The organism is Nocardioides sp. J9, assembly GCF_007829375.1.
Taxonomy (GTDB): domain Bacteria; phylum Actinomycetota; class Actinomycetes; order Propionibacteriales; family Nocardioidaceae; genus Nocardioides.
Map to the genome: position 1 here is coordinate 1 of NZ_VLJQ01000081.1, position 21,960 is coordinate 21,960.

The 21,960-nt window shown below is 71.2% G+C and carries 22 protein-coding genes; 12 read left to right on the top strand and 10 right to left on the bottom strand.

All coding sequences use genetic code 11. The annotated features are described in order from the left end of the window. Positions 1-77: 77 nt before the first annotated feature. Together L615_RS13585 and L615_RS13590 are read right to left on the bottom strand one after the other, a co-directional pair. Entirely contained in the window at positions 78-2,087 is a 2,010-nt protein-coding gene (locus L615_RS13585; RefSeq protein ID WP_145725400.1) for a 2-oxoacid:acceptor oxidoreductase subunit alpha, read from the bottom strand. Continuing rightward, positions 2,084-3,337, bottom strand: coding sequence for an NAD(P)/FAD-dependent oxidoreductase (locus tag L615_RS13590; protein ID WP_145725401.1), 1,254 nt, complete (start codon positions 3,335-3,337; stop codon positions 2,084-2,086). Before L615_RS13590 ends, L615_RS13585 begins: the two co-directional genes overlap by 4 nt. Positions 3,338-3,586: 249 nt before the next feature. Here L615_RS13590 and L615_RS13595 point away from each other — a divergent pair, with 249 nt between their 5' ends. The 6 genes from L615_RS13595 to L615_RS13620 all read left to right on the top strand — a co-directional run bounded on the left by L615_RS13595 (position 3,587) and on the right by L615_RS13620 (position 10,093). Next, on the top strand, positions 3,587-5,029 hold the full coding sequence (locus L615_RS13595) for an aldehyde dehydrogenase (RefSeq protein WP_145725402.1): 1,443 nt from the start codon (positions 3,587-3,589) through the stop codon (positions 5,027-5,029). Beyond that, positions 5,026-5,832, top strand: a complete 807-nt coding sequence (locus L615_RS13600) for an SDR family NAD(P)-dependent oxidoreductase (RefSeq protein WP_145725403.1) — start codon at positions 5,026-5,028, stop codon at positions 5,830-5,832. Before L615_RS13595 ends, L615_RS13600 begins: the two co-directional genes overlap by 4 nt. A gap of 9 nt (positions 5,833-5,841) precedes the next feature. Next, on the top strand, positions 5,842-7,404 hold the full coding sequence (locus L615_RS13605) for a sugar ABC transporter ATP-binding protein (protein ID WP_145725404.1): 1,563 nt from the start codon (positions 5,842-5,844) through the stop codon (positions 7,402-7,404). Then, entirely contained in the window at positions 7,401-8,480 is a 1,080-nt protein-coding gene (locus tag L615_RS13610; protein ID WP_145725405.1) for an ABC transporter permease, read from the top strand. The genes L615_RS13605 and L615_RS13610 overlap by 4 nt, the downstream gene beginning before the upstream one ends. After that, positions 8,477-9,730 (top strand): cytochrome P450, encoded by a 1,254-nt coding sequence (locus tag L615_RS13615; RefSeq protein ID WP_145725406.1) that lies wholly within the window; start codon positions 8,477-8,479, stop codon positions 9,728-9,730. The genes L615_RS13610 and L615_RS13615 overlap by 4 nt, the downstream gene beginning before the upstream one ends. A 96-nt stretch (positions 9,731-9,826) precedes the next feature. Continuing rightward, on the top strand, positions 9,827-10,093 hold the full coding sequence (locus L615_RS13620) for a hypothetical protein (RefSeq protein ID WP_145725407.1): 267 nt from the start codon (positions 9,827-9,829) through the stop codon (positions 10,091-10,093). Between the two features lie 130 nt (positions 10,094-10,223). Here L615_RS13620 and L615_RS13625 read toward each other — a convergent pair whose 3' ends face one another. Further along, the gene (locus L615_RS13625) at positions 10,224-11,357 is read right to left on the bottom strand and encodes a substrate-binding domain-containing protein (protein WP_145725408.1); all 1,134 of its coding nucleotides are present in this window, start codon (positions 11,355-11,357) and stop codon (positions 10,224-10,226) included. A gap of 235 nt (positions 11,358-11,592) precedes the next feature. Here L615_RS13625 and L615_RS13630 point away from each other — a divergent pair, with 235 nt between their 5' ends. From L615_RS13630 to L615_RS13655, 6 genes are all read left to right on the top strand, one after another. Further along, positions 11,593-11,799, top strand: coding sequence for a ferredoxin (locus L615_RS13630; protein ID WP_145725409.1), 207 nt, complete (start codon positions 11,593-11,595; stop codon positions 11,797-11,799). Positions 11,800-11,801: 2 nt separating this feature from the next. Further along, on the top strand, positions 11,802-12,254 hold the full coding sequence (locus L615_RS13635) for a nuclear transport factor 2 family protein (protein ID WP_028655125.1): 453 nt from the start codon (positions 11,802-11,804) through the stop codon (positions 12,252-12,254). After that, on the top strand, positions 12,251-13,111 hold the full coding sequence (locus L615_RS13640; RefSeq protein ID WP_198020154.1) for an SDR family NAD(P)-dependent oxidoreductase: 861 nt from the start codon (positions 12,251-12,253) through the stop codon (positions 13,109-13,111). Before L615_RS13635 ends, L615_RS13640 begins: the two co-directional genes overlap by 4 nt. A gap of 2 nt (positions 13,112-13,113) precedes the next feature. Further along, a complete protein-coding gene (locus L615_RS13645) occupies positions 13,114-13,554 on the top strand; it encodes a nuclear transport factor 2 family protein (RefSeq protein ID WP_051485612.1) in 441 nt (146 codons plus the stop codon). A gap of 11 nt (positions 13,555-13,565) precedes the next feature. Then, positions 13,566-13,865 carry a ferredoxin gene (gene fdxA / locus L615_RS13650; protein WP_145725410.1) on the top strand — a complete coding sequence of 100 codons (300 nt, stop codon included), beginning with the start codon at positions 13,566-13,568 and terminating at the stop codon, positions 13,863-13,865. A gap of 87 nt (positions 13,866-13,952) precedes the next feature. Continuing rightward, the gene (locus L615_RS13655) at positions 13,953-15,185 is read left to right on the top strand and encodes a cytochrome P450 (RefSeq protein ID WP_145725411.1); all 1,233 of its coding nucleotides are present in this window, start codon (positions 13,953-13,955) and stop codon (positions 15,183-15,185) included. 113 nt (positions 15,186-15,298) lie between these two features. Here L615_RS13655 and mnhG read toward each other — a convergent pair whose 3' ends face one another. From mnhG to L615_RS24250, 7 genes are all read right to left on the bottom strand, one after another. Next, positions 15,299-15,661 carry a monovalent cation/H(+) antiporter subunit G gene (gene mnhG, locus L615_RS13660; RefSeq protein ID WP_036517246.1) on the bottom strand — a complete coding sequence of 121 codons (363 nt, stop codon included), beginning with the start codon at positions 15,659-15,661 and terminating at the stop codon, positions 15,299-15,301. After that, complete coding sequence (locus tag L615_RS13665; protein WP_145725412.1) at positions 15,658-15,945, bottom strand: monovalent cation/H+ antiporter complex subunit F; 288 nt, start codon at positions 15,943-15,945, stop codon at positions 15,658-15,660. The genes mnhG and L615_RS13665 overlap by 4 nt, the downstream gene beginning before the upstream one ends. Continuing rightward, on the bottom strand, positions 15,942-16,604 hold the full coding sequence (locus L615_RS13670) for a Na+/H+ antiporter subunit E (protein WP_145725413.1): 663 nt from the start codon (positions 16,602-16,604) through the stop codon (positions 15,942-15,944). Before L615_RS13670 ends, L615_RS13665 begins: the two co-directional genes overlap by 4 nt. Beyond that, positions 16,601-18,304: a Na+/H+ antiporter subunit D gene (locus L615_RS13675; protein ID WP_145725414.1), complete on the bottom strand. Its 1,704-nt coding sequence runs from the start codon at positions 18,302-18,304 to the stop codon at positions 16,601-16,603. Before L615_RS13675 ends, L615_RS13670 begins: the two co-directional genes overlap by 4 nt. After that, complete coding sequence (locus L615_RS13680; protein ID WP_145725415.1) at positions 18,301-18,729, bottom strand: Na(+)/H(+) antiporter subunit C; 429 nt, start codon at positions 18,727-18,729, stop codon at positions 18,301-18,303. Before L615_RS13680 ends, L615_RS13675 begins: the two co-directional genes overlap by 4 nt. Then, on the bottom strand, positions 18,729-21,605 hold the full coding sequence (locus L615_RS13685) for a Na+/H+ antiporter subunit A (protein WP_145725416.1): 2,877 nt from the start codon (positions 21,603-21,605) through the stop codon (positions 18,729-18,731). The genes L615_RS13680 and L615_RS13685 overlap by 1 nt, the downstream gene beginning before the upstream one ends. Positions 21,606-21,668: 63 nt before the next feature. Then, a partial coding sequence (locus L615_RS24250; RefSeq protein WP_261376690.1) for an ATP-binding cassette domain-containing protein occupies positions 21,669-21,960 on the bottom strand: 292 nt, incomplete at its 5' end.

Consider the following 21,960-nt stretch of genomic DNA (forward strand, 5'->3'; position numbering starts at 1 on the left):
GATGGTGGGGACGAGCTCGGTGCCGGTGCGCAGCGCCGGGGTGCCCAGGTCGATCGGGTTCTGGGTGGTGGTCATGTTCAGGCCTCCTCGTGGTCGGCGGGAAGGTTGAGGCCGTGCTCGCCGAGGTCGACCKCGCGGTTCTCGGCCTCGCCGACGAGGCGGCCGATGGCCTCGGCGAGCTCGGCTGCCTTCAGGGGCAGGCCGTAGACGTGGTTGTAGCCCTGGGCGTCGACGAGGTACTCCGCGCGCAGCAGCTTGGAGAGCTGGCCCAGGTTCATCTCGGGGACGAGGACCTTGTCGTAGCGGGTGAGGATGTCGCCGAGGTCCCTGGGGAAGGGGTTGAGGTGGCGCAGGTGGACCTGCGCGACGTCGTACCCAGCGCGCCGCACCCGGCGGCACGCCGCACCGATCGGACCGTAGGTCGAACCCCAGCCGATGACGAGGACCTTCGCGTTCCCGGACGGGTCGTCGACCTGCAGCGGGGGCAGGTCGTCGGCGATGCGGGCGACCTTCTCCTTACGCAGGCGGACCATGCGGTCGTGGTTGGCCGGGTCGTAGGAGATGTTGCCGTGCCCGGCCTCGGCGGTGCCGGACTTCTCCAGGCCACCGATGCGGTGCTCCAGCCCGGCGGTGCCCGGGATGGCCCACGGGCGCGCCAGCGTCTTGGCGTCACGGGCGTAGGGCCAGAACTCGTCCGGCTCCCCGTCGCCCTCGCCGTCCTGGGCCGCCCTGGCCGCCTTGGCGGAGGTGTGGTTCGGTCCGGTGGCGAAGTCGGGGTCGATGAGGGGGAGGTCGTCGACGTCGGGGATGGCCCAGGGTTCGGAGCCGTTGGCGAGGTAGCCGTCGGAGAGCAGGAAGACGGGGGTGCGGTAGGTGATCGCGATCCGGGCGGCCTCGACCGCGGCGGCGAAGCAGTCGCCGGGGGACTGGGGCGCGATGATCGGCACGGGGGCCTCACCGTTGCGGCCGTACATGGCCTGGAGCAGGTCGGCCTGCTCGGTCTTGGTGGGCAGCCCGGTGGAGGGCCCGCCGCGCTGGACGTTGACGACCACGAGCGGCAGCTCGGTCATCACGGCCAGTCCGATGGCCTCGGACTTCAGTGCGATACCGGGCCCGGAGGTGGTGGTCACGGCGAGCTGGCCGGCGAACGAGGCGCCGATCGCGGCACCGATGCCGGCGATCTCGTCCTCGGCCTGCAGCGTGGTGACACCGAAGCCCTTGTGCCGGCTCAGCTCGTGGAGGATGTCGGAGGCGGGGGTGATGGGGTAGGAGCCCAGGAACACCGGCAGCCCGGAGCGGACCCCGGCCGCGACCAGACCGTAGGACAGGGCCAGGTTGCCGGTGATGTTGCGGTAGGTGCCCGCGGCCATGCGGGCGGGCTTGATCTCGTACTGGACCACGAAGGTCTCGGTGGTCTCGCCGTAGTTCCAGCCGGCCTTGAACGCCGCCAGGTTCGCACCCAGGATCGCGGGGACCTTGGCGAACTTCTTCTCCAGGAACGCGATGGTGGGTTCGGTGGGGCGTCCGTACATCCACGACAACAACCCCAGCGCGAACATGTTCTTGGCTCGTGCGGCGTCCTTGCGGGACAGGCCGAACTCCTTGACGGCCTCGACGGTGATGCCGGTCAGGTCCACCGGCTGCACGGAGAACCCGGCGAGGATGTCGTCGACCTCGCCGAGCTTGTCCAGGGGGTTGGAGTCGTAGCCGGCCTTGTCGAGGTTGCGCTTGGTGAAGTCGTGGGTGTCCACGATGATCGTGGCGCCCTTCGGGAGGTCCCCGAGGTTGGCCTTCAACGCGGCGGGGTTCATCGCGACCAGCACGTCGGGACGGTCGCCGGCGGTGAGGATGTCGTGGTCGGCGAAGTGGACCTGGAACGAGGAGACGCCCGGGATCGTGCCCTGGGGGGCGCGGATCTCTGCGGGGAAGTTCGGCAGCGTGACCAGGTCGTTGCCGAACACCGCCGACTCCTGGGTGAACCGGTCACCCGTCAGCTGCATGCCGTCACCGGAGTCACCCGCGAACCGGATGATCACCCGGTCCAGCTGCTTGACCGGCTTGTCGCCGTGGACCGTGGTCGTCGTCATGAGGGCCTCGTCTCCTGGAGGGTGGTGGTCGGTGTCGGGGCGGCGGTCCGGTCGCCGAGGTGCTCGACGGCGTCGGGCAGGGTCCGGCCCTGCTCGATCACGGACCGCGCCTTCATCAGGTGGGGGACGTGGTTGCACGCAGCCGCGCCGACGACGACGCCGTCCTCGGCGAACAGGGCGAGGAACCTCCGGTCCTCGAAGCTGCCGCGGACCAGGGTCGGCGGGCCGCTGACCCGGCCGAGGGTCTGCACCTTGCAGCCCCACTGGTCGCTCCAGGCGTACGGCAGCGCCGTGGTCGCCACGTGGTCGGCGGGGTCGAGGAAGAGGTTGGTCGCCGCGGTCGCGGCGGAGTCACCGGCGTAGGTCCAGTGCTCGTGGCGCATCGGCCGGCCGTCGTCGGCACCGTCTCGGAGCACGGCGACGTCGCCGACGGCGAACACGTCCGGGAGGCTGGTCGCCTGCGTGGCGGAGACGACGACCCCGCCGTCCAGCTCGAGGCCGGCACCGTCCAGCCAGCCGAGGTCGGGCGCCGCGCCGACCGCGACCACCACGGCGTCGGGGCGGAGGGCGACCCCGTCGTCGAGGGTGACCACCGGGCCACCGGCGAAGTCGGCCAGGTCGGCCACGTGCCGCCCCAGGTGCAGCAGGGTGCCCTGCTCGTGGTGCAGCCCGGCGACGAAGCGCCCCACCTCAGGGCCCAGCATCCGCAGCATCGGCTGGTCGGCGGCGTCGACGAGGTCGACGGACAACCCGCGCTGCCGTGCCGCAGCTGCGACCTCGCAGCCGAGCACGCCGGCTCCGACGATGACAGCTGAACGGGCCCGGGTGAAGGTGTCGCGGAGGGCGCCGAGGTCCGCGAACGTGCGCAGGGTGAGGACACCGGGCACGTCCCGCCAGGCTGCCGGGACGGCTGCCCGGACACCGGTCGCGATGACCAGCCGGTCCCACGACAGCGACGAGCCGTCGTCGAGGGTAACGGTGCGCGCCGCGGGATCCAGCGCCGTCGCCCGGACCCCGAGGCGCCGCACCACCAGCGGGTCGTCGGCGTCGAGGGCCTGGTTGAGCGGGACCGGCTCCGCAGGGTCGTCGACCCGGGTGAGCAGCTCCTTGGACAGCGGCGGCCGCTGGTACGGCGCCCAGGGCTCCTCCCCGACCAGGGTCACCCGCACGTCGGGGTGGTGGCGGCGCGTCGCCTCAGCGGCGCGGAGCCCGGCGACCCCGGCCCCCACGATGACCACGTGACGGCTCATCACACTCCCCTCAAACGATGATAATGATCCGGGATGTTATGTGGGGCCCGTCACTTCGTCAACGCTTTCTCGTGAACTGCATCACCCTGTTGACGTCCATGTGAATGGTATGCATGATTGCGCCAGATTGTGACGCAGGCCACCCGCTCTCGGAGGTGGCCGCGGGAGCCGGCACGCCCGCTCCACGCACAGGTCCGCTCGTGCGGCCGCCGCTGATCGATCGTCCCGAACCGAAGGAGCAGTCCGGAGATGCAGCAGTTGTGGATGGGCGGCCGGTGGCAGTCGGCACGCGACGGTGGCACCACCACGGTGGTGAACCCCGCGGACCTCACCGAGCTGGCCGAGATCCAGGTCGCCGGGGTCGGCGACATGGAGCGCGCGATCGGCATGGCCCGGTCGACGTTCGACGACGGCGTCTGGCGGAACCAGCCCCCGGAGAAGCGCGCAGCGGTGCTGCGCGGCGCGGCCGACCACATCGAGGCCCGCATCCCCGAGCTCGCCCGGCTGCTCACCTCCGAGCTCGGCTGCCCCATCTGGTTCTCCGAGAAGGCGCACGTGCCGAACCCGGTGCGCCACCTGCGCTACTACGCCGACCTCATCGAGAACACGCCGCTGGAGGAGGCCCGCACCGACGGGGTGAACCGGTCCCTCGTCGTGGACGAGCCGGTCGGTGTCGTCGGCGCCATCACCCCGTGGAACGGCCCGCTGAGCTCGCCGACCATCAAGGTCGCGCCGGCCCTGGCCGCCGGGTGCTCGGTGGTCGTGAAGCCCGCGACCCTGACCCCAATGACGATCATGGCGCTCGGCGAGGCCTTCGCCGAAGCCGGCCTCCCGGAGGGTGTGCTCTCCATCCTGCCTGCCGACCGCGAGGCCGGGAACCTGCTGATCCGGCACCCCGAGGTCGACAAGATCGGCTTCACCGGCAGCACCGAGGTCGGCAAGATGATCGCCCGTACGGCGGCCGACCGGGTCGGTCGCGTCACCCTCGAGCTCGGCGGCAAGTCCGCCGCCATCGTGCTGCGCGGCGCCGACGTCGACGCGATGGTCACGGCGCTGCTGCCGATGGCGTTCAGCGTCAACGGACAGCTGTGCATCTCCCAGTCCCGGGTGCTCGTCCCCCGCGACATGGAGGACGACGTGCGCGACGCCCTCGCCGCCGCCATCGCCGCCCTGAAGGTGGGCGACCCGCTCGACCCCGCCACCTTCATCGGCCCGCTGGTCAGCCAGCAGCAGCGCGACACCGTGCTCGGCTACCTCGACGTCGCCCGCGCCGAGGGCGCCGACGTCGCGGTCGGGGGCGGCGCCGCCCCCGCTGCCGGGCCGGGCTGGTACGTCGAGCCGACGCTCCTGGCGGGCGTCACCAATGCCATGCGCGTGGCCCAGGAGGAGATCTTCGGCCCCGTGATGTCCCTGATCACCTATGACGACGTGGAGGACGCCGTGAAGATCGCGAACGACAGTCCGTACGGCCTGTCCGGCTCCGTGTGGGGCCCGGACCCGGAGGTGGCGCTCGGCGTCGCCCGCCAGGTGCGCACCGGGATGGTGAGCATCAACGGTGCCCCGCAGTCGTGGGGCACCCCGTTCGGCGGCTTCAAGCAGTCGGGCATCGGCCGCGAGATGGGCCCCGAGGGCCTGCAGTCGTACCTCGAGAAGAAGTCGATCGCCCTGCCCGCCGGGACGGTGGTCGCATGAGCCGCACCGTTGCCGCTCCGCTCGACTCCAAGCGCTGCCTGGTCACCGGCGCCGCCCAGGGCATCGGCCGCTCCGTCGCCGTGACCCTCGCCGAGCAGGGGGCGGAGCACGTCGTGGTCACCGACCGCAACGTCGAGCTCGCCAAGGAGACCGCGGACCTGGTCCGCGCCGCCGGTTCGGAGGCCACGGTCATCGGCGCCGACCTGCGCAGCACGCAGGAGATCACGCAGCTCGTCGAGGACGCCGTCGCCGCGATGGGTGGCTTCGACGTGCTGGTCAACAACGCCGGCGTCATCGAGTCGGCACTGACCGACGAGTCGACGGTCGACACCCTCGCCGAGGAGTACTGGGACCTCGTCTTCGACGTGAACGTCAAGGCGATGTGGCTGCTGACCAAGCTGGCGACGCCGCACCTGCGCCGCGGCAACAACCCCGCGATCGCCAACTGCGCGTCGGTGTCGGGGCTCACCGGCTACCCGATGGGGCCGGCGTACTGCGCCAGCAAGGGCGCCGTCGTCCAGCTGACCCGTGCGTCCGCCGTCGACCTGGCGCCGGACATCCGGGTCAACGCCTACTGCCCCGGCTCGACCGACACCCCGATGCGGGACGGCTTCCTCGACGTCGCCTCCGACCGCGAGGCGGCCGAGCGGATGATGGCGGCCTCCTCGCTCATCCCGCGCGCGGGCCGCCCCGACGAGGTGGCCAACCTCGTCTCCTTCCTCGTCTCCGACGCGGCCTCGTTCGTCAACGGCGCCGTCATCACCGTCGACGGCGGCTCGCTCGCCTGGCGCGGGACCAACTGAGGAGCTGGCATGAGCAGTGACCTGAGCGCCCGGCCCGCCGGGCCTGCGACCGCGGTCGCCCCGGACGTCCCCGTCCTGGCGCTGCGCGACGTCTGCAAGACGTTCACCGGTATCCGCGCCCTCAAGGGCGTCGACCTCGACATCGCGCCGGGCGAGATCCACGCCCTCGTCGGGGCCAACGGCTCCGGCAAGTCCACGCTGATCAAGACGCTCGCGGGCTACCACCTGCCGGACCCGGGCTCGCACGCCGAGCTGAACGGCGAGCCGTTCGTGCTCGGCCACCGCGGTGCCGAGGGGTACGAGCGGCTGCGCTTCGTGCACCAGGACCTCGGCCTGGTGCTGGAGATGTCGGCGGTGGAGAACCTCGCCCTCACGGCGGGCTTCATCACCACGCTCGGTGGTCGAGTCGACTGGAAGGCCCAGGCCCGGCGTACCCGGGAGATGCTCGCCCGGCTCGGGGTCGTCGACCTCGACGTCGACAAGCCGCTGTCCGAGGCCACCCCGGTCGAGCGCACGGTCGTCGCCATCGCGGCCGCGCTCACCAACTGGGAGGCCGACCGCGGCCTGCTCGTCCTCGACGAGCCGACCGCCGTGCTGCCGCACACCGAGGTCGACCGCCTGCTCGACATCGTGCGCGAGATCCGCGGCCTCGGCGCCTCGGTGCTCTACGTCTCCCACCGCCTCGACGAGATCTTCGCGATCGCCGACCGGGTCACCGTCCTGCGCGACGGCCTCGTCAGCGCCTGCCAGGACCTCACCGGGCTCGACACCCAGAAGCTCGCCGAGCTGATGGTCGGCGACAAGGTCGACGCCTCGTTCCGGCTGGAGCGTCCCGAGCCGGTCGGCGCGGGCACGGTGCTCGAGGTCCGGGGGCTCGCCTCGGGCGCGCTCGAGGACCTGGCGTTCAGCGTCCGTGCCGGTGAGGTCATCGGCCTCGCCGGGCTCGCGGGCTCCGGCGCCGAGACGGTGCCGTACGTGCTCGCCGGTGCCCGACCCGCCGAGGCCGGGGAGGTACGACGGGGTGCCGGTGACTGGGAGCCCGCTCGTCAGGCACTCGAGCAGGCCGGCTTCCCGCTGGTCCCGGCCGACCGGGTCGGCGAGGCGGTCGTGCCGAACTTCAGCGTCGCGGAGAACCTCACCCTGCGCGTGGTCCGCCGCTTCGGCACCCCGCTGCGCTGGACCAGCGGCAAGAAGGAGGGGTCCTTCGTCGACGACTGGATCCGGCGCCTGGAGATCAAGGTGTCCGGCCCGGACGACGCCATCACCAGCCTGAGCGGCGGCAACCAGCAGAAGGTCATCCTCGGCCGCTGCCTGGCGTCGAAGCCCGACCTGGTGATCCTCGCCGAGCCGACCGCCGGCGTCGACGTCGGCACCCGGCAGGCCATCTACGAGCTCGTCGGCGAGCTGGCGGACAACGGCCTCGCCGTCGTCGTCACCTCGACCGACACCACCGACCTGCTCGCCCTGTGCTCGCGCGTGATCGTGCTGCGCAACGGCCGGGTCGGCTCCGAACTGCGTGGCCCCGAGGTCACCGAGCAGTCCCTTCTCGCAGCCATGGAGGCAGACCAGTGACACTCACGACTTCCACCCCCGAGTCGGTGGAGATCCCGACCCCGGAGCGGCCGCCGACGTCGGGCTCGTCCGTCGGGACCCGGGTCCTCGGGATGCTCAGCCCGAACAAGGTCAGTGCGCTCTACGTCCTGGCCGTCATCGTCATCTTCTTCTCGATCCGCGTGCCGGAGACCTTCCCGAAGTCGGCGACGGTCAGCCAGGTGCTCAACGGCAACGCCGTGATCGGCCTCGCGGCCCTGTCGATCGTGATCCCGCTGTCCGCGCGCGTCTTCGACCTCTCCTTCGCCTACACGATGTCGCTGTCCGGCGTGACCGCGGCGTACTTCGTGGTCGAGCGCGAGTGGTCCACCAGCACCGCGATCGCCGCAGCGCTGGCGGTCTCGCTCGTGGTCGGCGTCATCAACGCCTTCGTCGTGGTCATCCTGCGCGTCGACTCGCTCATCGGCACACTGGCGACCGGGTCGCTCATCCAGGCGTTCATCACCTTCGTGACCAACGAGGTCCCGATCACCGGCTCGGCCCTCTACGGCTCGTTCTCCGACATCGGCCAGAAGCAGGCGCTCGGCGTGACGCTGCCGGTCATCTACATGTTCGTGCTCGCCGCGGCGCTGTGGTTCCTGATGGAGCACACCGCGATGGGTCGCCGCATCTACGCCACCGGCTTCAACACCGAGGCCGCCCGCCTGTCCGGCATCCCGACCAAGCGCATCCAGTTCTGCTCGCTGCTGGTCTCCGCGGTGCTCGCCGGCTGGGCCGGCATCACCCTGGCCGCGGTGCTGGGCTCCGGCTCGCCGACCGCGGGCACGCCGTACCTCCTGCCGGCCTTCGCCGCCGCCTTCCTCGGCGCGACCCAGCTGCGCCCGGGCCGCTTCAACGCCTGGGGCACCATGCTCGGCGTCATCACCCTCGGCGCCGGTACGACGGGCCTCGCGCTCGCCGCCTCGCCGCCGTGGGCCGCCAACATGTTCACCGGCATCGTGCTGATCGCGGCACTGGCCGTCACCACGGTCGAGCGCAGCGGCGGCCGCTCGTTCCGCCTGCGCCGCAAGGGCAAGCACACGGAGGCTGCCGCATGACCGGCACGACCGACGAGCGGATCGCGCGCGACGGCGCGAACGCCCAGGGCCGGGCGGTCGGCCGGTGCCCGGTCATCCACACCGACTACCGCGTCGAGCGCCCGGCGTTCGAGACCTGGCAGCTGCTGAACGAGGACCGTGAGGAGGCGCCCGCGGCCTGGAACGACTCGACGTCGGCGGGCTTCTGGGTCGTCAACCGGTACGACGACGTGCGCGAGGCCCTCGGCATGCACGAGGTCTTCACCAACGACGTCACCAGCGCCTTCATCACCGAGCAGGCCGCCCCGCTGCTGCCGCAGAACCTCAACCAGCCCGAGCACGCCGACCTGCGTCGGGTGTTGAACCCGTACTTCTCGCCGGCGGCGGTGAAGCGGCTGTCGGGCTTCGCCCGGGAGCGGGCGCGGGAGCTGGTCGACCAGCTCGAGGGTGCGAAGCGGATCGACATCACCGAGGGCTTCGCGATGCAGTACCCCACCGACCTCTTCCTGGCCCTGATGGGCCTGCCGGTGGAGGACGGCGAGTGGCTGCTCCCCCTGGTCGAGGACATGTTCCTGGGGTTCTTCAACGACGACGACGAGTCGGTGCGCAAGGCCGTCGCCGCGACGACCGCGATCGACGAGTACTTCGAGAAGGCGGTGGACGACCGGGTCACCAACCCGCGCGACCCCGCGGAGGACCTGATCTCCCGGCTGCTGGTCTCGAAGATCCGCGACCAGGAGATCTCGCGCCGCGACATCGTGGTCATCTGCACCACCCTCATGGCGGCCGGCCTCGACACCACCCGCTCGGCGCTCGGCTACGTCTTCCACCACCTCGCTGGTGACGAGGAGCTGCGGCACCACCTCACCGCCCACCCCGAGGACTGGCCGAGGGCGATCGAGGAGTCGATCCGGCTCTACTCCCTGCTCATCCAGGACGGCCGCAAGGTCGGCGAGGACATCACCTGGCGCGGCATGGAGATGAAGAAGGGCGACATGGTCTGGTTGGGGCTCGCGGCCGCCAACCGCGACCCGCGCAAGTTCCCCGACCCGGACCGCTTCGACATGGACCGGGAGAACCTGTCGCACCACATGGGCTTCGGCATCGGCCACCACCGCTGCATCGGCATGCACCTGGCGCGCGCCGAGATGGTCATCGCCCTCGAGGAGTGGCACGCCCGCATCCCCGACTACCGCATCGCTCCCGGTCAGGAGCTCCGCGAGCGCGGCGGCCAGCTGCGCCTCCAGTCGCTCGTCCTCGAGTGGGACTGACCCGACACAGGTAGTCGTCAACGCACCAGCCGCCCGGCCCTCTGGCCGGGCGGCTTCGTGCGTTGCCTGCCGGTCCGGGGTGGCAACATGGCCCGGATGAACCCGCCCACCACCAACCCGGTCGGCCAGGCCGACGTCATGGTGCTGATGCTCGTCCTTGCTCGCTACGAGGGTGCCGTGCGCGGAGGTGACGTGGACGACCACGGCCTCCAGCGACTGGCTGACCGGTGTGCCGACGTCGGCCTGCTGGACGGGCCCGGTCCGCACGATCGCGACGACGTGGCCGAGGTTCTCGGCGACATCGGTCTGCGCCTCCGGTACGCGATCGGTGAGCACTCGTCCGACCCGACTGCTACTGGGTGAGCCCGGCGTCGGGGACCCGGCCCCGGGCGCGGCCGTCGAGGGTCGTTGCAGGGACGCCGAAGGGCCCGCCACCTCGTCGAGGTGACGGGCCCTCCGTCAGGTCCCACCGCTCAGGTGGGGCACCGGTGCGTCAGTTGACGCCCCAGAGCTTGAAGTACTGGTCGGAGACGTCGGCCACGACCGGGAAGATCTCCTTGTCGGTCGGGAGCGTGTCCTTGGTGACGATCCAGTCCGGGACCTCGACGTCCGGGTCGGGCTCCACGCCGGCGAACTTGCGGGCCAGCGCGTCGACCATGGAGAACATCTCCTCGTAGTACGGGAAGGTGATGGTCGCCTCCTGGAGGCCGCCGGAGATGTACTGCAGCGTGGTCTCGTCCGGGCCGACGCCGATCACGGTGACGTCGTTGAGGCCGGCGGCCTTGAGCGCGGCCGGCAGGCCGGCACCGAGGGCACCGTCGATGCTGAGCGCGACGTACTTCGTGTTCGGGTTGGAGCGCAGGTAGGACACGATCCGGTCCGGGACGTCCTTGCCGAGCGCGGTGATCGGGATGTCGATGACGTCGTTGCCGCAGGCCTCGCAGGTCTCGTCGAAGACCTTGTCGTAGCCCTTCTTGATCGAGCCGATGATCTCGAACGCGGAGACGTTGACGAAGAGCGCGTTGCCCTTGCCGTCGCTCTTGTCGACGATGTACGCCGCCATCAGCTCGCCCGGGCGCTCGGACTGCTCCGGGGTGCCGATGACGAAGTCCAGCTTCTCGCCGTCGGCCGGGTCGGTGGTGCAGCACGCGACGACCTCGATGCCCATCTCCGCGGCCTGGTCGAGCTCGTTCTTGAAGGCGGAGACCGGGGTGGCCGGGTAGAGCACGCCGTCCGGCTTGTCGCGCAGGATCTGCTGCCAGCCCTTCTTGATGCCCTCCGGGGTGCCGTCGTTGGCGATCGCGGTGAACTCCCAGCCGAGCGCGTCGGTGGCCTGCTTGATGATGTCGGCCTCGAGGTTGCAGGTCGAGGTGCCGCAGGAGAGGAAGGTGACCCGCTTGCCCTTCGGGACCGGCTTGCCGATCGGGGTGGCGTTGGGGATCCGGGTGGGCTGCTTGCTGAACTCGGCCACCAGCTCACGCGCCTGCTGGAGGCCCTCCTGGTTGACGTCCTCGTCGGAGACGCTGCTGGCCGTGCTGGAGCCACAGGCCGCGGCGGTGAGGAGGACCAGCGCGGCCAGCGCGCCGGAGGCGGCCCGGCGGGACCGGGTGAGGGGAATCGTGATCATGTGTCGACTTTCGGGGTGAGTGACGTGGGTCACGCTGATGGATCAAGGGAACCGTAAATACCATTCGCATGGTTGTCAACGAAATCACGCAGGTTTTCACTTGCGGCGAGACGTTCCGGTGTGACGCTTGACATTGATGTTCATGGTAGGCAGGGTTGCGTGACGCAGATCAACCCGTGATCTCCCTCACTGGGGGACGCACCGCCGGCGAGGCGGGACCGAAAGGACACCTGAGATGGCTCGAGTCGTCGTGGACTACGACCGCTGCACCGGACATGGCCGCTGCTACTCGGTTGCGGAGGACCTCCTCCCGTACGACGAGGAGGGCTTCGTGCAGGCCCGCCACGAGGACCTCGTGATCGCGGCCGACCAGGTTTCGCTGGCGCAGCAGGCGGCCGCCGCCTGCCCCGAGGGCGCCATGACCATCGTTGTGGAGGACTGAAGATGAGCGTGACGATCGAGGAGCTCGCCGCCCGGCTCGGGCGGCTCGAGGACGTGGAGGCGGCCCGGGGCTTCTTCCACACCTATGCCGAGACCTTGGACGTGCCGGACCCGGCCACCGTCGCCGCGTTGTTCGCCGTCGACGGCAAGCTGCACACCCCGATGGGCAGCTTCGAGGGTCGCGACGCGATCGAGAAGTTCTACGGCGAGGCCTTCGCCGCCGACACCTCGCTGAAGCGGCACTTCCTGGCCAACGCGAAGTCCGAGTCGCTGGAGCCCGGCGTGGTCCGGCTGCAGTCGTACTTCCTCTACGTCGGTCGCGGCGACGACGCCTCGATCATCGGGTGGGGCACCTACGACGACACCATCGACGTGAGCGGCGAGTCCCCGCTGTTCGTCGAGAAGACCATCGAGGTGCACATGGGCACCACGCTCGACCAGGGGTGGGCCAAGTGAGCGCCGTGCACGTCAAGCCCGTCGTCGACCGCTTCGCCGGCCGGGTCGCCGTGGTGACCGGTGGCGCTTCCGGCATCGGGGCGGCCACCATCCGCCGCTTCCACGCGGAGGGCGCGTCCGTCGTCATCGCCGACGTCCAGGAGGTGGCCGGCAAGGAGCTGGCCACCGAGCTGGGCGAGCGCGCCATCTTCGTGCGCACCGACGTCTCCGTCGAGGAGGACGTCGCCGCGCTCGTGGACGCCGCGGTGCAGGAGTTCGGCCGGATCGACGTGTTCTACGCCAACGCGGGCGTGATGGGCGCGCTCGGCCCGATCGCGAAGCTGCGCACCGAGGACGTCGACGCCACGATCGCGATCAACCTGCGCGGGGTGCTGCTCTCCTTCAAGCACGCCACCCGGGTGATGACCGAGCAGGGCAGCGGCGTGCTGCTCGCGACCTCCAGCCCGGCCGGCCTGCAGGGCGGGCCCGGCCCGCACGTCTACAGCGCGACGAAGGCCGGCATCATCGGCCTCACCCAGTCGGTGGCCGCGGAGGTGCGCCCGCTCGGCATCCGCGCCAACGTGATCGTCCCCGGCGCGATGCTGACCGCCATGAACGCGGACATCCTCACCGGCGACGCGAACGACCTGGACGGTGCCGAGAAGCTGCTCGCGGACTGGAACCTGATCGACCGTCCCGGCCTGCCCGAGGACATCGCCGGCGCCGCGGCCTTCCTGGCCAGCGACGACGGGCGCTTCATCACCGGCGTGACCCTCAACGTCGACGCCGGCATGTGCACCGCCCCCGGGCCGTCGGCCTTCGCCGGTGGCCAGTGGGAGAACCCGGTGGGCATGTTCGAGGCCGGGCGGAGGAGCTGACGATGAGCCAGACGACGAGCCAGGACAGCACCGACGTCCTCGCCGAGCTGGTGGCGCGCGAGCAGATCCGCGAGCTGGCCGCCAACTACTGCCACGGCATCGACAAGCGCGACCTCGACCGCCTCCTGGGCGTCTTCGACGAGAAGGCCGAGTGGGTCCTGGGCGAGGACGTCCGGCCGACCGGCCACGACGCCATCGCCGAGATGACCCGCGGCATCTGGGAGGCACACGAGCTGACCCACCACTGGACCGCGAACCACGTCATCGAGGTGGACGGCGACCGGGCGACCGGGCTCTGCGACGTGGACTCCACGGTCCGCCTGGCGAGCGGCGAGTGGAAGCGCGCCGCCGCGAGCTACCGCGACGAGTACCGCAACGTCGACGGCCAGTGGAAGATCACCCGCCGCGAGGCGGAGATGAGCTTCCTCGAGCCGCTGGGCTGAAGGAGCACGACATGACCTACGTGATCGCTGCCCCGTGCGTCGACACCAAGGACAAGGCGTGCGTGGACGAGTGCCCGATCGACTGCATCTACGAGGGGTCCCGGATGCTCTACATCCACCCCGACGAGTGCGTCGACTGCGGTGCGTGCGAGCCGGTCTGCCCGGTCGAGGCGATCTTCGACGACGCCTCCGTGCCGGAGCAGTGGTCGTCGTACCTCGAGGTCAACCGGCAGGCGCTCGAGCCGCTCGGCTCGCCCGGCGGCGCCCGCAACGCCCCCACCGCACCCCTCGACATCACCGAGCTCGCCTGAGCCCGCCCCGGCTCACCCGGCTCACCCGGCTCACCCAGCCCACCCAGCGACACAGACCTGGCGCACCGCGCCCCCGGAGGAGGACCCATGACCAAGCGCTCGGAACTGAAGGACGTCGGCCGGTGCCCGATCACGAGCACCGACTACACCGTGGGCCGCAAGGCCTTCGAGACCTACGAGCTGCTCGACGCGGAGCGGGAGGCCCACCGCTTCAGCTGGAGCACCGCGCTCGACCACGGCTACTACATGGTGCAGAGGTACGACGACGTCGTCGACATCATGCAGCGGTACGAGGAGTTCAACTCCGACCAGCCGACCGCCTACACCGACAACCTCGCCGTGAAGTTCATGCCGCAGGGGATCAACCCGCCGCACCACACCGACGTGCGCCGGCTGCTGAACCCGTACTTCTCGCCGGCCGCGGTCAAGCGGGTCGAGGGCATCGCCCGCCAGCGCATCGCCGACATGATCACCGAGTTCGCCGGCAGCGGCGCGACCGACGTCGCCAGCGGCTTCGCGATCCTGTTCCCGACCGAGGTGTTCCTCGAGATCTTCGGCCTCCCGCTCGAGGACGGCGAGAAGCTGCTGCCGTGGATCGAGGCGATCTTCGGCGGCGTCCTCTCCGCCGGTGACGGCGCCGAGGGCCTGACGGCCGAGGAGGCCACCGAGCAGCTCAACGACTACCTCCGCCAGGCGATCCGCCAGCGCCGGGAGAACCCCGGCGACCCGACCACGGACCTGATCACCCGCCTGATCCAGGGCCAGGTGCTCGGCGCCCCCGTCCCCGAGGACGACCTGGTCACCATCTGCATGTCGACCCTCGCGGCCGGGCTCGACACCACCCGCTCGGCGCTGAGCTACATGCTCTACCACCTCGCGACCCACCCCGAGACGCGCCAGGAGTGCCTGGACGACCCGTCGCTGTGGCCGAAGTTCGTCGAGGAGGCGATCCGCCTCTACCCGCTGGTGCTGCAGGTCGGTCGCCAGGTCACCGAGGACATGGAGTACGAGGGCCTCGACCTCCGCAAGGGCGACATGATCTGGCTCGGCGTCGCCCAGGCCTGCCGCGACCCGCGCAAGTTCGAGGCCCCGGACCAGTTCGACATGCACCGGGAGAACCTCAACAACCACATCGCCTTCGGCGCCGGCCAGCACCGCTGCCTGGGCATGCACCTGGCCCGCCGCGAGCTGGTCATCGCGCTGGAGGAGTGGCACCGCCAGATCCCGCACTACCGGATCGCCCCGGACGCCGACCTGCGCGAGCGCGGCGGCCAGCTCCGCCTCGAGGCGCTGCCGCTGGAGTGGGACACCCGGGCCTGACCCCGACCGGGGAGACCCCGGACACGAAGCAGCCGCCCGGCGTCGACGAGGACGCCGGGCGGCTGTCGTCCTCGAGCAGGTGGTCCGGGGCGCTGCCCAGGCGACCGTGACGGTCAGGGGGCGCCGCGGTTCTCCTCCAGGTCGACGCCGGTCAGCTCGTCGACGACGAGCAGGTCGGTGCGCATCTGCCCACTGCGGTACGACGCGCGGCCGGCCATGTGGCTGGCGACCGGTGCGGTGAGCATCTGCGCGACCACCACCAGCACGAGCAGGCCCGTGGCGCCGGGGTCGCGCAGGCGCAGCGCGAGGCCGGTGCAGACCAGCAGCAGGCCGAGCACCTGCGGCTTGGTCACCGCGTGCATCCGGGTGAGCAGGTCCGGGAAGCGCAGCATGCCGATCGCTGCGACGAGCGTCAGCAGCGCGCCCAGCGAGAGGCACACGGCGGCGAGCGCGTCGGCGACCCCGGGCCAGGTCATCGCGGGTCCCCCTCGATGTCGGTGCGCCCGCGGGTGAAGCGGGCGACGCTCACCGATCCCACGAACCCCAGCACGGTGAGGGTGAGCAGGATCGGGATGGTGTCGCTGCTGCGTCGTACCGCCGCGTCGAGGGCGAGGCCGCAGATGAGGACGGCGATGAGGGCGTCCATGGCGATGATCCGGTCGAGCGTGGTCGGACCGATCGTGATCCGGGCGGTGAGGAGCAGAGCGGCGACGGCGAGCACGACCACGCACCCGCCGAGCACCCAGTCGGTCACGCTCATCCGAAGTCCTCCTCGTCGTGCACGCCGTGGACGACACCCTGCACGTCCTCGCCCGCCGCGCGGTCGCGCACGGCCTGCTGCGCCTGCTCCGGCGGCAGCGACAGGTGGCTGTCGTCGATGCCGAAGGCCCGCAGCACGCGGCGCTCCTGGGCGAGCGCGAGCTCGCGGAACTCCTCGACGTCGTCCTCGGCGGCGACGTCCAGGACGTGCATGTAGATGGTGTGGCTCGCCCGGCGGGCCTCGATCAGGACGCTGCCCGGGATCAGGGTCAGCATCTCGCCGACGATGGTGAGGACGAAGTCCGAGGGCGTGCGCAGCTGGATCTCGACGACGGCGTTGGTGACCGGGCCGGGGCGCAGCACGATCCGGGTGACCTGCCAGCTCGCGACGACGACGTCGCGCAGGAACACCGCGACGAGCACGAGCAGCCCGACCGGACGCGGGCGCAGGTGCATCCGCAGCGGCGGCAGCGGGAACACCAGCTGCACGACGGCGCCGACGAGCAGCCCGCCGGCCACGAGGGGGAAGGTCAGGTCGCGCCACAGCACCAGCCACAGCACGATGAGCCACAACGTCACGCCGAGCTGGACGTTCGCCAGCCGCCTGCGTACGGCGGAGGGCTGGTCCGGCACCGGGGCGGGGGCCACGTCGGCGGTCATGGCGTGTCCTCCAGGACGGCGGAGATGTAGGGGTCGCGCTCGAGGAGGTCGACCGCAGCCCGGTCGGTGTAGCCCGCGAGCGGCCCGGCGACGAAGGTCAGGGCCACGGTGATGGCGACCAGGCCGGTCGTCGACCACACCATCGAGCGCGGGAGCCGGTCCGGCAGGTCCCCGTCCTGCAGCCGCTGGTGCAGGTCGCGGTCGGGGTGGTCGGGGTCGTGGACCCGCTCCACCTCGTCCAGGCCCTGGGCGACCAGCCCCGGGCCCTCGCCGTGCCCGAGCCGGACGGGCCTGTCCTCGCGGGGGCTGGCGCCCCGCGGCGGCGACGCCTCGTCCTCGGCGGTCACCAGCCGGGCAGCCATCTCGTGGGCCTCCAGCGGCGTGCGCCAGAACGCCAGCGACCAGGTCTTCGCCACCGCGTACAGGGTGAGCAGGCTGGTGACGACGCTGCCGCCGACCAGCAGCCAGGCGAGCACGCTGCCGTCGGCGACACCGGCCTCGATCAGCATCACCTTGCCGATGAACCCGGAGAACGGCGGGATCCCGGCGAGGTTCATCGCGGGGACGAAGAACAGGATGCCCAGCAGGGGAGCGAGCCGGGCGAGGCCGCCGAGGCGCACCAGGGACGAGCTGCCCGCCCGCCGCTCGATCAGGCCGACGACCAGGAAGAGCGCGGTCTGGATGGTGATGTGGTGGGCGACGTAGAGGATCGCGCCGGAGAAGCCGGCGGCGGAGCCCAGCCCGATGCCGAACACCAGGAAGCCGATGTGGCTGACCAGGGTGAAGGACAGCATGCGCTTGATGTCGGACTGCGCGATCGCGCCGAGGATCGCGATGATCATCGTCGCGAGCGCCGCCCACATCAGCAGGTCCGTGAGCGGCTGGTCGGGGAAGAGCAGCGACTGCATCCGCAGGATCGCGTAGACGCCGACCTTCGTGAGCAGGCCGGCGAACACCGCGGTCACCGGCGCCGGGGCGGTCGGGTAGCTGTCCGGCAGCCACATCGAGAGAGGGAAGATCGCGGCCTTGATCGCGAACACCACGAGCAGCATCAGCTGCAGCACCAGGGCCACGCTGTCCGGCAGCTCGGCCAGCCGGGTCGAGAGGTGCGCGAGGTTGAGGGTGCCGGTGGCGGCGTACACGGCGGCGAGTGCCACCAGGAAGAGCATCGACGAGAGCAGGTTGACGACCACGTAGATCGTCCCGGCGCGGATCCGCGCCATGGTGCCGCCGAGCGTCAGCAGCACGTAGCTGGCGAACAGCAGCATCTCGAAGCTGACGAAGAGGTTGAACAGGTCGCCGGCGAGGAAGGCGTTCGCGACGCCGGCGACGAGCACGAGGAAGGTCGGGTGGTAGACCGAGACCGGCGTGCGTTCCTCGCCGTCGCCGGTCATGCCCTGGCCGACGGAGTAGGTGAGGACTGCGAGGGTCACCAGTGACGAGACGAGCAGCATCAGGGCGGAGAGCCGGTCGGCGACCAGGGCGATGCCCAGGGGCTCCGGCCAGCCGGCGATCCACGCGACCTGTGGTCCTTCCTGGTCGGCCGCCACGGCGAGCACCGCGGCGATGGCGGCCATCGCGGCCAGGACGGTGACGCTGACGGCCCGTTGCGCGTGCGGCCGGCGGGACAGCACCAGGGCCGCTCCCGCGCCGAGGAGCGGGAGGACGACGGGGAGCGGGACGAGGAGGCTGACGTTCATGCGCCCTCCTGCTCGAAGGTCTCGGGCTCGTCGCTGGAGAGGTCGAAGCTGTCGGACTGCTCGTCGCTCTCCGCGAGTCGACGGATGGCTGCGTCCTCGACGTCGTCCTGGACGTCGTCGTGGTCGTTGAGCTGCCAGCTGCGGTAGGCCATGGCCAGCACGAAGGCCACCATCGCGAGGGTGATCACGATCGCCGTGAGCACCAGTGCCTGGGGCAGCGGGTCACTCATCTCCGAGACGGCGGCCTCGCCGACGATGGGCGCCTCGCCGGCCTTGCCGCCGGCGACCAGGAACTGGAGGTTCACCCCGTTGCTCAGCACCACGAGGCCGACCAGGACGCGGGTCAGGCTGCGCTCCAGCACGAGGTAGACGCCGCAGCCGATCATGGCGGCACCGGTGAGGAGCAGGGTCAGGTTCGCGTCCATCAGGCGGGGCTCCCCTCGGCCTCGCGGCGCTCGCGCTGGATCTGGCGGTCGATGCGCGACCCGAAGGTGCGCAGCAGGTCGAGGATGAGCGCGACGACGATGAGGTAGACGCCGATGTCGAACACGGTCGACGACACCAGGTGCAGCTTGCCGAGCGGCCCGAGCGAGACGTCGACGATCGCGCTCTGCAGCACGGCGCCGCCGAAGAACAGCGGTACGACGGCCGACGTCGCCGCGATCCCGAGGCCGCTGCCCATCAGGATGCCGGCGTCGACCGGCGCCGCCTCGTCGAGCTCGTACTTTCCGCCCGCGAGGTAGCGGATGATCAGCGCGACGCCGGTGACCAGCCCGGCCGCGAAGCCGCCCCCGGGCTGGTTGTGGCCCGCCAGCAGCAGGTAGATGCTGAAGACGACGATGCTGTGGAACACCAGCCGGGTGACGACCTCGAAGACGATCGAGCGCCGGTCCGCGTCGAGGGTCCGGGGCGCGGGCAGCCACGCGCGTCGGCCGGCGGTGGTCCGCTGCTTCGTCACCCCCACGGGGTACGGGATCTCGCGGACGCGCCGGATACCGGACAGCCGGGTGTCGAGGAAGATCAGGCTGGCGACGCCGGTGGCGGCCGCCACGAGCACGGAGATCTCGCCGAAGGTGTCCCAGGCGCGGATGTCGACCAGCGTGACGTTGACGATGTTCTCGCCCCCGCCGTACTCGACCGCCTGCTCGGCGAACTCCACCGACACCGGGTCGTGCGTGCGCGCCGAGGTCGTCAGCAGCATGAAGCCGGTGACGCCGGCAGCGACGCCGACACCGAGCGCGATCCGCAGGTAGCGGTGCCAGGTGAGCGGCCGGTCGGTGAAGTACTCCGGCAGCCGCCGCAGCACGAGCACGAAGACCACGAGGCTGACGGTCTCGACCAGCACCTGCGTCAGCGCGAGGTCGGGAGCGCCGTGGAGCAGGAAGAGCAGGGCCGTGCCGTAGCCGGTCACGCCGACCAGGACCACCGCGCGCAGCCGGCGCCGCGACCGCGCGGTCATCACCGCCGCGACGACGATGACGAGGCCGACGGCGGCCTGGGCCGGCGAGTCCCACAGGACGACCCGCAGGTCGTCGGGGTCCACGTTGAGCAGTGCCGCCATCCCGGGCAGCCCGATGACTACGACCAGGATGATCGCGAGGTACGCCGCCACGGAGCCGCGCTGGACCCAGCCGGTCACCTCGACGGCGACCCGGTCGACGGCCCGCATCGTCCAGCCGTAGCCGCGCTCGGTGCTGAGGTCGGTGGTCACCCGGGCCTGGGCGCGGGCGAAGCGCTCGCGCTTCCAGAACATCAGCAGGCCGACGCCGACGGCGAGCACGGAGAACAGCAGCGGGAGCCCGACGCCGTGCCACAGCGCGAGGTAGGGCTCCTTCTCGGCCGCAGGGAACTGGTCGACGTACGGCGCGAGCTGGCTGGTCAGCGGGGAGCCGGCGAAGCCGAGGACGAGGCCGGTCAGCGCGAGCACAGCCGGCGCGGCCTGGAAGCCGACGCCCGGCGCGGTCAGCGGGGTGTCCTCCACCGCCGGCTTGTCGGCGAAGGTGCCCCACACGAAGCGGGCGGTGTAGGCGACGGTGAGGACCGAGCCGACCACGACGCCGGCGACGGCGAGCCAGCCGGCCCACGCGGGCAGCTCTGTGCCGGTCTCCGCGACGTCGACGAGTGCCTCGAAGCTCGACTCCTTGGCGACGAAGCCGAGCAGCGGCACCACGCCGGCCATGGACAGCGCGGCGAGGCCGGCGATCGTGAGCAGCACCGGCTGGCGCCGACCGAGCCCGGAGAGCTTGCGCAGGTCGCGCGTGCCGGTGGACTTGTCGACGATGCCGACGACGAGGAAGAGCGTCGCCTTGAAGAGTGCGTGCGCCAGCAGCAGCGCCAGGCCGGCGAGCGCCGCGTGACGGGTGCCGATCGACAGCACCACCATGAGGAACCCGAGCTGGCTGACCGTGCCGTAGGCGAGGAGCAGCTTGACGTCGTACTGGCGCAGCGAGCGGAGCCCGCCCAGCACCATCGTGAGCACTCCCAGGACGAGCAGGCTCGCGTGCCACCCGGCGACGGTGCTGAACGCCGGCGCCAGCAGCGCGACCAGGTAGACACCGGCCTTCACCATCGCCGCGGCGTGCAGGTAGGCGCTGACCGGCGTCGGCGCGGCCATCGCGCCGGGCAGCCAGAAGTGGAAGGGGAAGAGCGCGGACTTGCTCAGCGCGCCGACCAGCAGCAGCGCGACGGCGATCGTCACGGAGGTGCCGCCCGGCGGGTCGGCGAGGATCTCCGAGATCCGCAGCGTGCCGGCCTCGTGGCCGATGACCAGCAGCCCGACCAGCATCGCCAGGCCGCCGAAGGTGGTGACCAGCAGCGCCTGCAGCGCGGAGCGGCGCGACGACGTCTTCGTCGGGTCGTAGCCGATCAGCAGGTAGGAGAAGACCGTGGTCAGCTCCCAGAAGACGTAGAGCAGCAGCAGGTCGTCGGCGAGGACGAGGCCCAGCATCGCGCCGACGAAGGCGACCAGCACGCCCGCGAAGGTGCCGATCCCCTCGTCGTCGTCGGTGAAGTACCACGTGCAGTGGGCCAGGACCAGGGCGCCGATCCCGACCACGACGAGGAACATCAGCCACTGCAGGACGCCCATCGTCAGCGCGACCTCGAGGTCGAGCGAGGGCACCCACGACAGCACGTCGGTGGGGCCGTCCCCCTCCCGCACCGCACCGGTGTGCGCGACGGCCCACACCAGGCTGCCCGCGGGGACCGCGGCGAGGACGGCGAACGCGCGCGTCCCCAGGCGACCGACCAGCCAGGGCGCCCCGAGTCCCGCCACGAAGTGGAGCAGGACGATCAGGTGCACGCGCATCCTCGGCAGTGGTCAAGGGTCGTGCCCGGAATCCTACCGAGCGCGCTCTTCGGTGCTCTACCCGGTCCTCGGCCCGCGATCCCCCAGCGCCAGGCGCGGCCAGTTGGCGGTGTCGGCCAGCAGCTGGCGGTCGTGGGTGGCGACGACCACGGCGCACGAGGCCGTCTCCAGCGCTCGGGTGAGCTCGTCCACCAGGGCGATCGAGAGGTGGTTCGTCGGCTCGTCGAGCAGCAGGACGTCGGGGCGTGCGGCGAGGCAGAGGGCGAGGTGCAGGCGACGCCGCTGACCCTCGGAGAGCCGGTCGACGGGGGTGCGCAGCGCCTCCTCGTCGAGCAGGCCGGTGGCTCGC

Coding starts and splice junctions, on each gene's coding strand:
- L615_RS13655 (WP_145725411.1), top strand. CDS start 13,953: ATGACCAAGCGCTCGGAACTGAAGGACGTCGGCCGGTGCCCGATCACG.
- L615_RS13665 (WP_145725412.1), bottom strand. CDS start 15,945: ATGAGCGTGACCGACTGGGTGCTCGGCGGGTGCGTGGTCGTGCTCGCC.
- L615_RS13635 (WP_028655125.1), top strand. CDS start 11,802: ATGAGCGTGACGATCGAGGAGCTCGCCGCCCGGCTCGGGCGGCTCGAG.
- fdxA (WP_145725410.1), top strand. CDS start 13,566: ATGACCTACGTGATCGCTGCCCCGTGCGTCGACACCAAGGACAAGGCG.
- L615_RS13615 (WP_145725406.1), top strand. CDS start 8,477: ATGACCGGCACGACCGACGAGCGGATCGCGCGCGACGGCGCGAACGCC.
- L615_RS13645 (WP_051485612.1), top strand. CDS start 13,114: ATGAGCCAGACGACGAGCCAGGACAGCACCGACGTCCTCGCCGAGCTG.
- L615_RS13670 (WP_145725413.1), bottom strand. CDS start 16,604: ATGACCGCCGACGTGGCCCCCGCCCCGGTGCCGGACCAGCCCTCCGCC.
- L615_RS13595 (WP_145725402.1), top strand. CDS start 3,587: ATGCAGCAGTTGTGGATGGGCGGCCGGTGGCAGTCGGCACGCGACGGT.
- L615_RS13605 (WP_145725404.1), top strand. CDS start 5,842: ATGAGCAGTGACCTGAGCGCCCGGCCCGCCGGGCCTGCGACCGCGGTC.
- L615_RS13625 (WP_145725408.1), bottom strand. CDS start 11,357: ATGATCACGATTCCCCTCACCCGGTCCCGCCGGGCCGCCTCCGGCGCG.
- L615_RS13630 (WP_145725409.1), top strand. CDS start 11,593: ATGGCTCGAGTCGTCGTGGACTACGACCGCTGCACCGGACATGGCCGC.
- L615_RS13620 (WP_145725407.1), top strand. CDS start 9,827: ATGAACCCGCCCACCACCAACCCGGTCGGCCAGGCCGACGTCATGGTG.
- L615_RS13680 (WP_145725415.1), bottom strand. CDS start 18,729: ATGGACGCGAACCTGACCCTGCTCCTCACCGGTGCCGCCATGATCGGC.
- L615_RS13600 (WP_145725403.1), top strand. CDS start 5,026: ATGAGCCGCACCGTTGCCGCTCCGCTCGACTCCAAGCGCTGCCTGGTC.
- L615_RS13590 (WP_145725401.1), bottom strand. CDS start 3,337: ATGAGCCGTCACGTGGTCATCGTGGGGGCCGGGGTCGCCGGGCTCCGC.
- L615_RS13675 (WP_145725414.1), bottom strand. CDS start 18,304: ATGAACGTCAGCCTCCTCGTCCCGCTCCCCGTCGTCCTCCCGCTCCTC.
- mnhG (WP_036517246.1), bottom strand. CDS start 15,661: ATGACCTGGCCCGGGGTCGCCGACGCGCTCGCCGCCGTGTGCCTCTCG.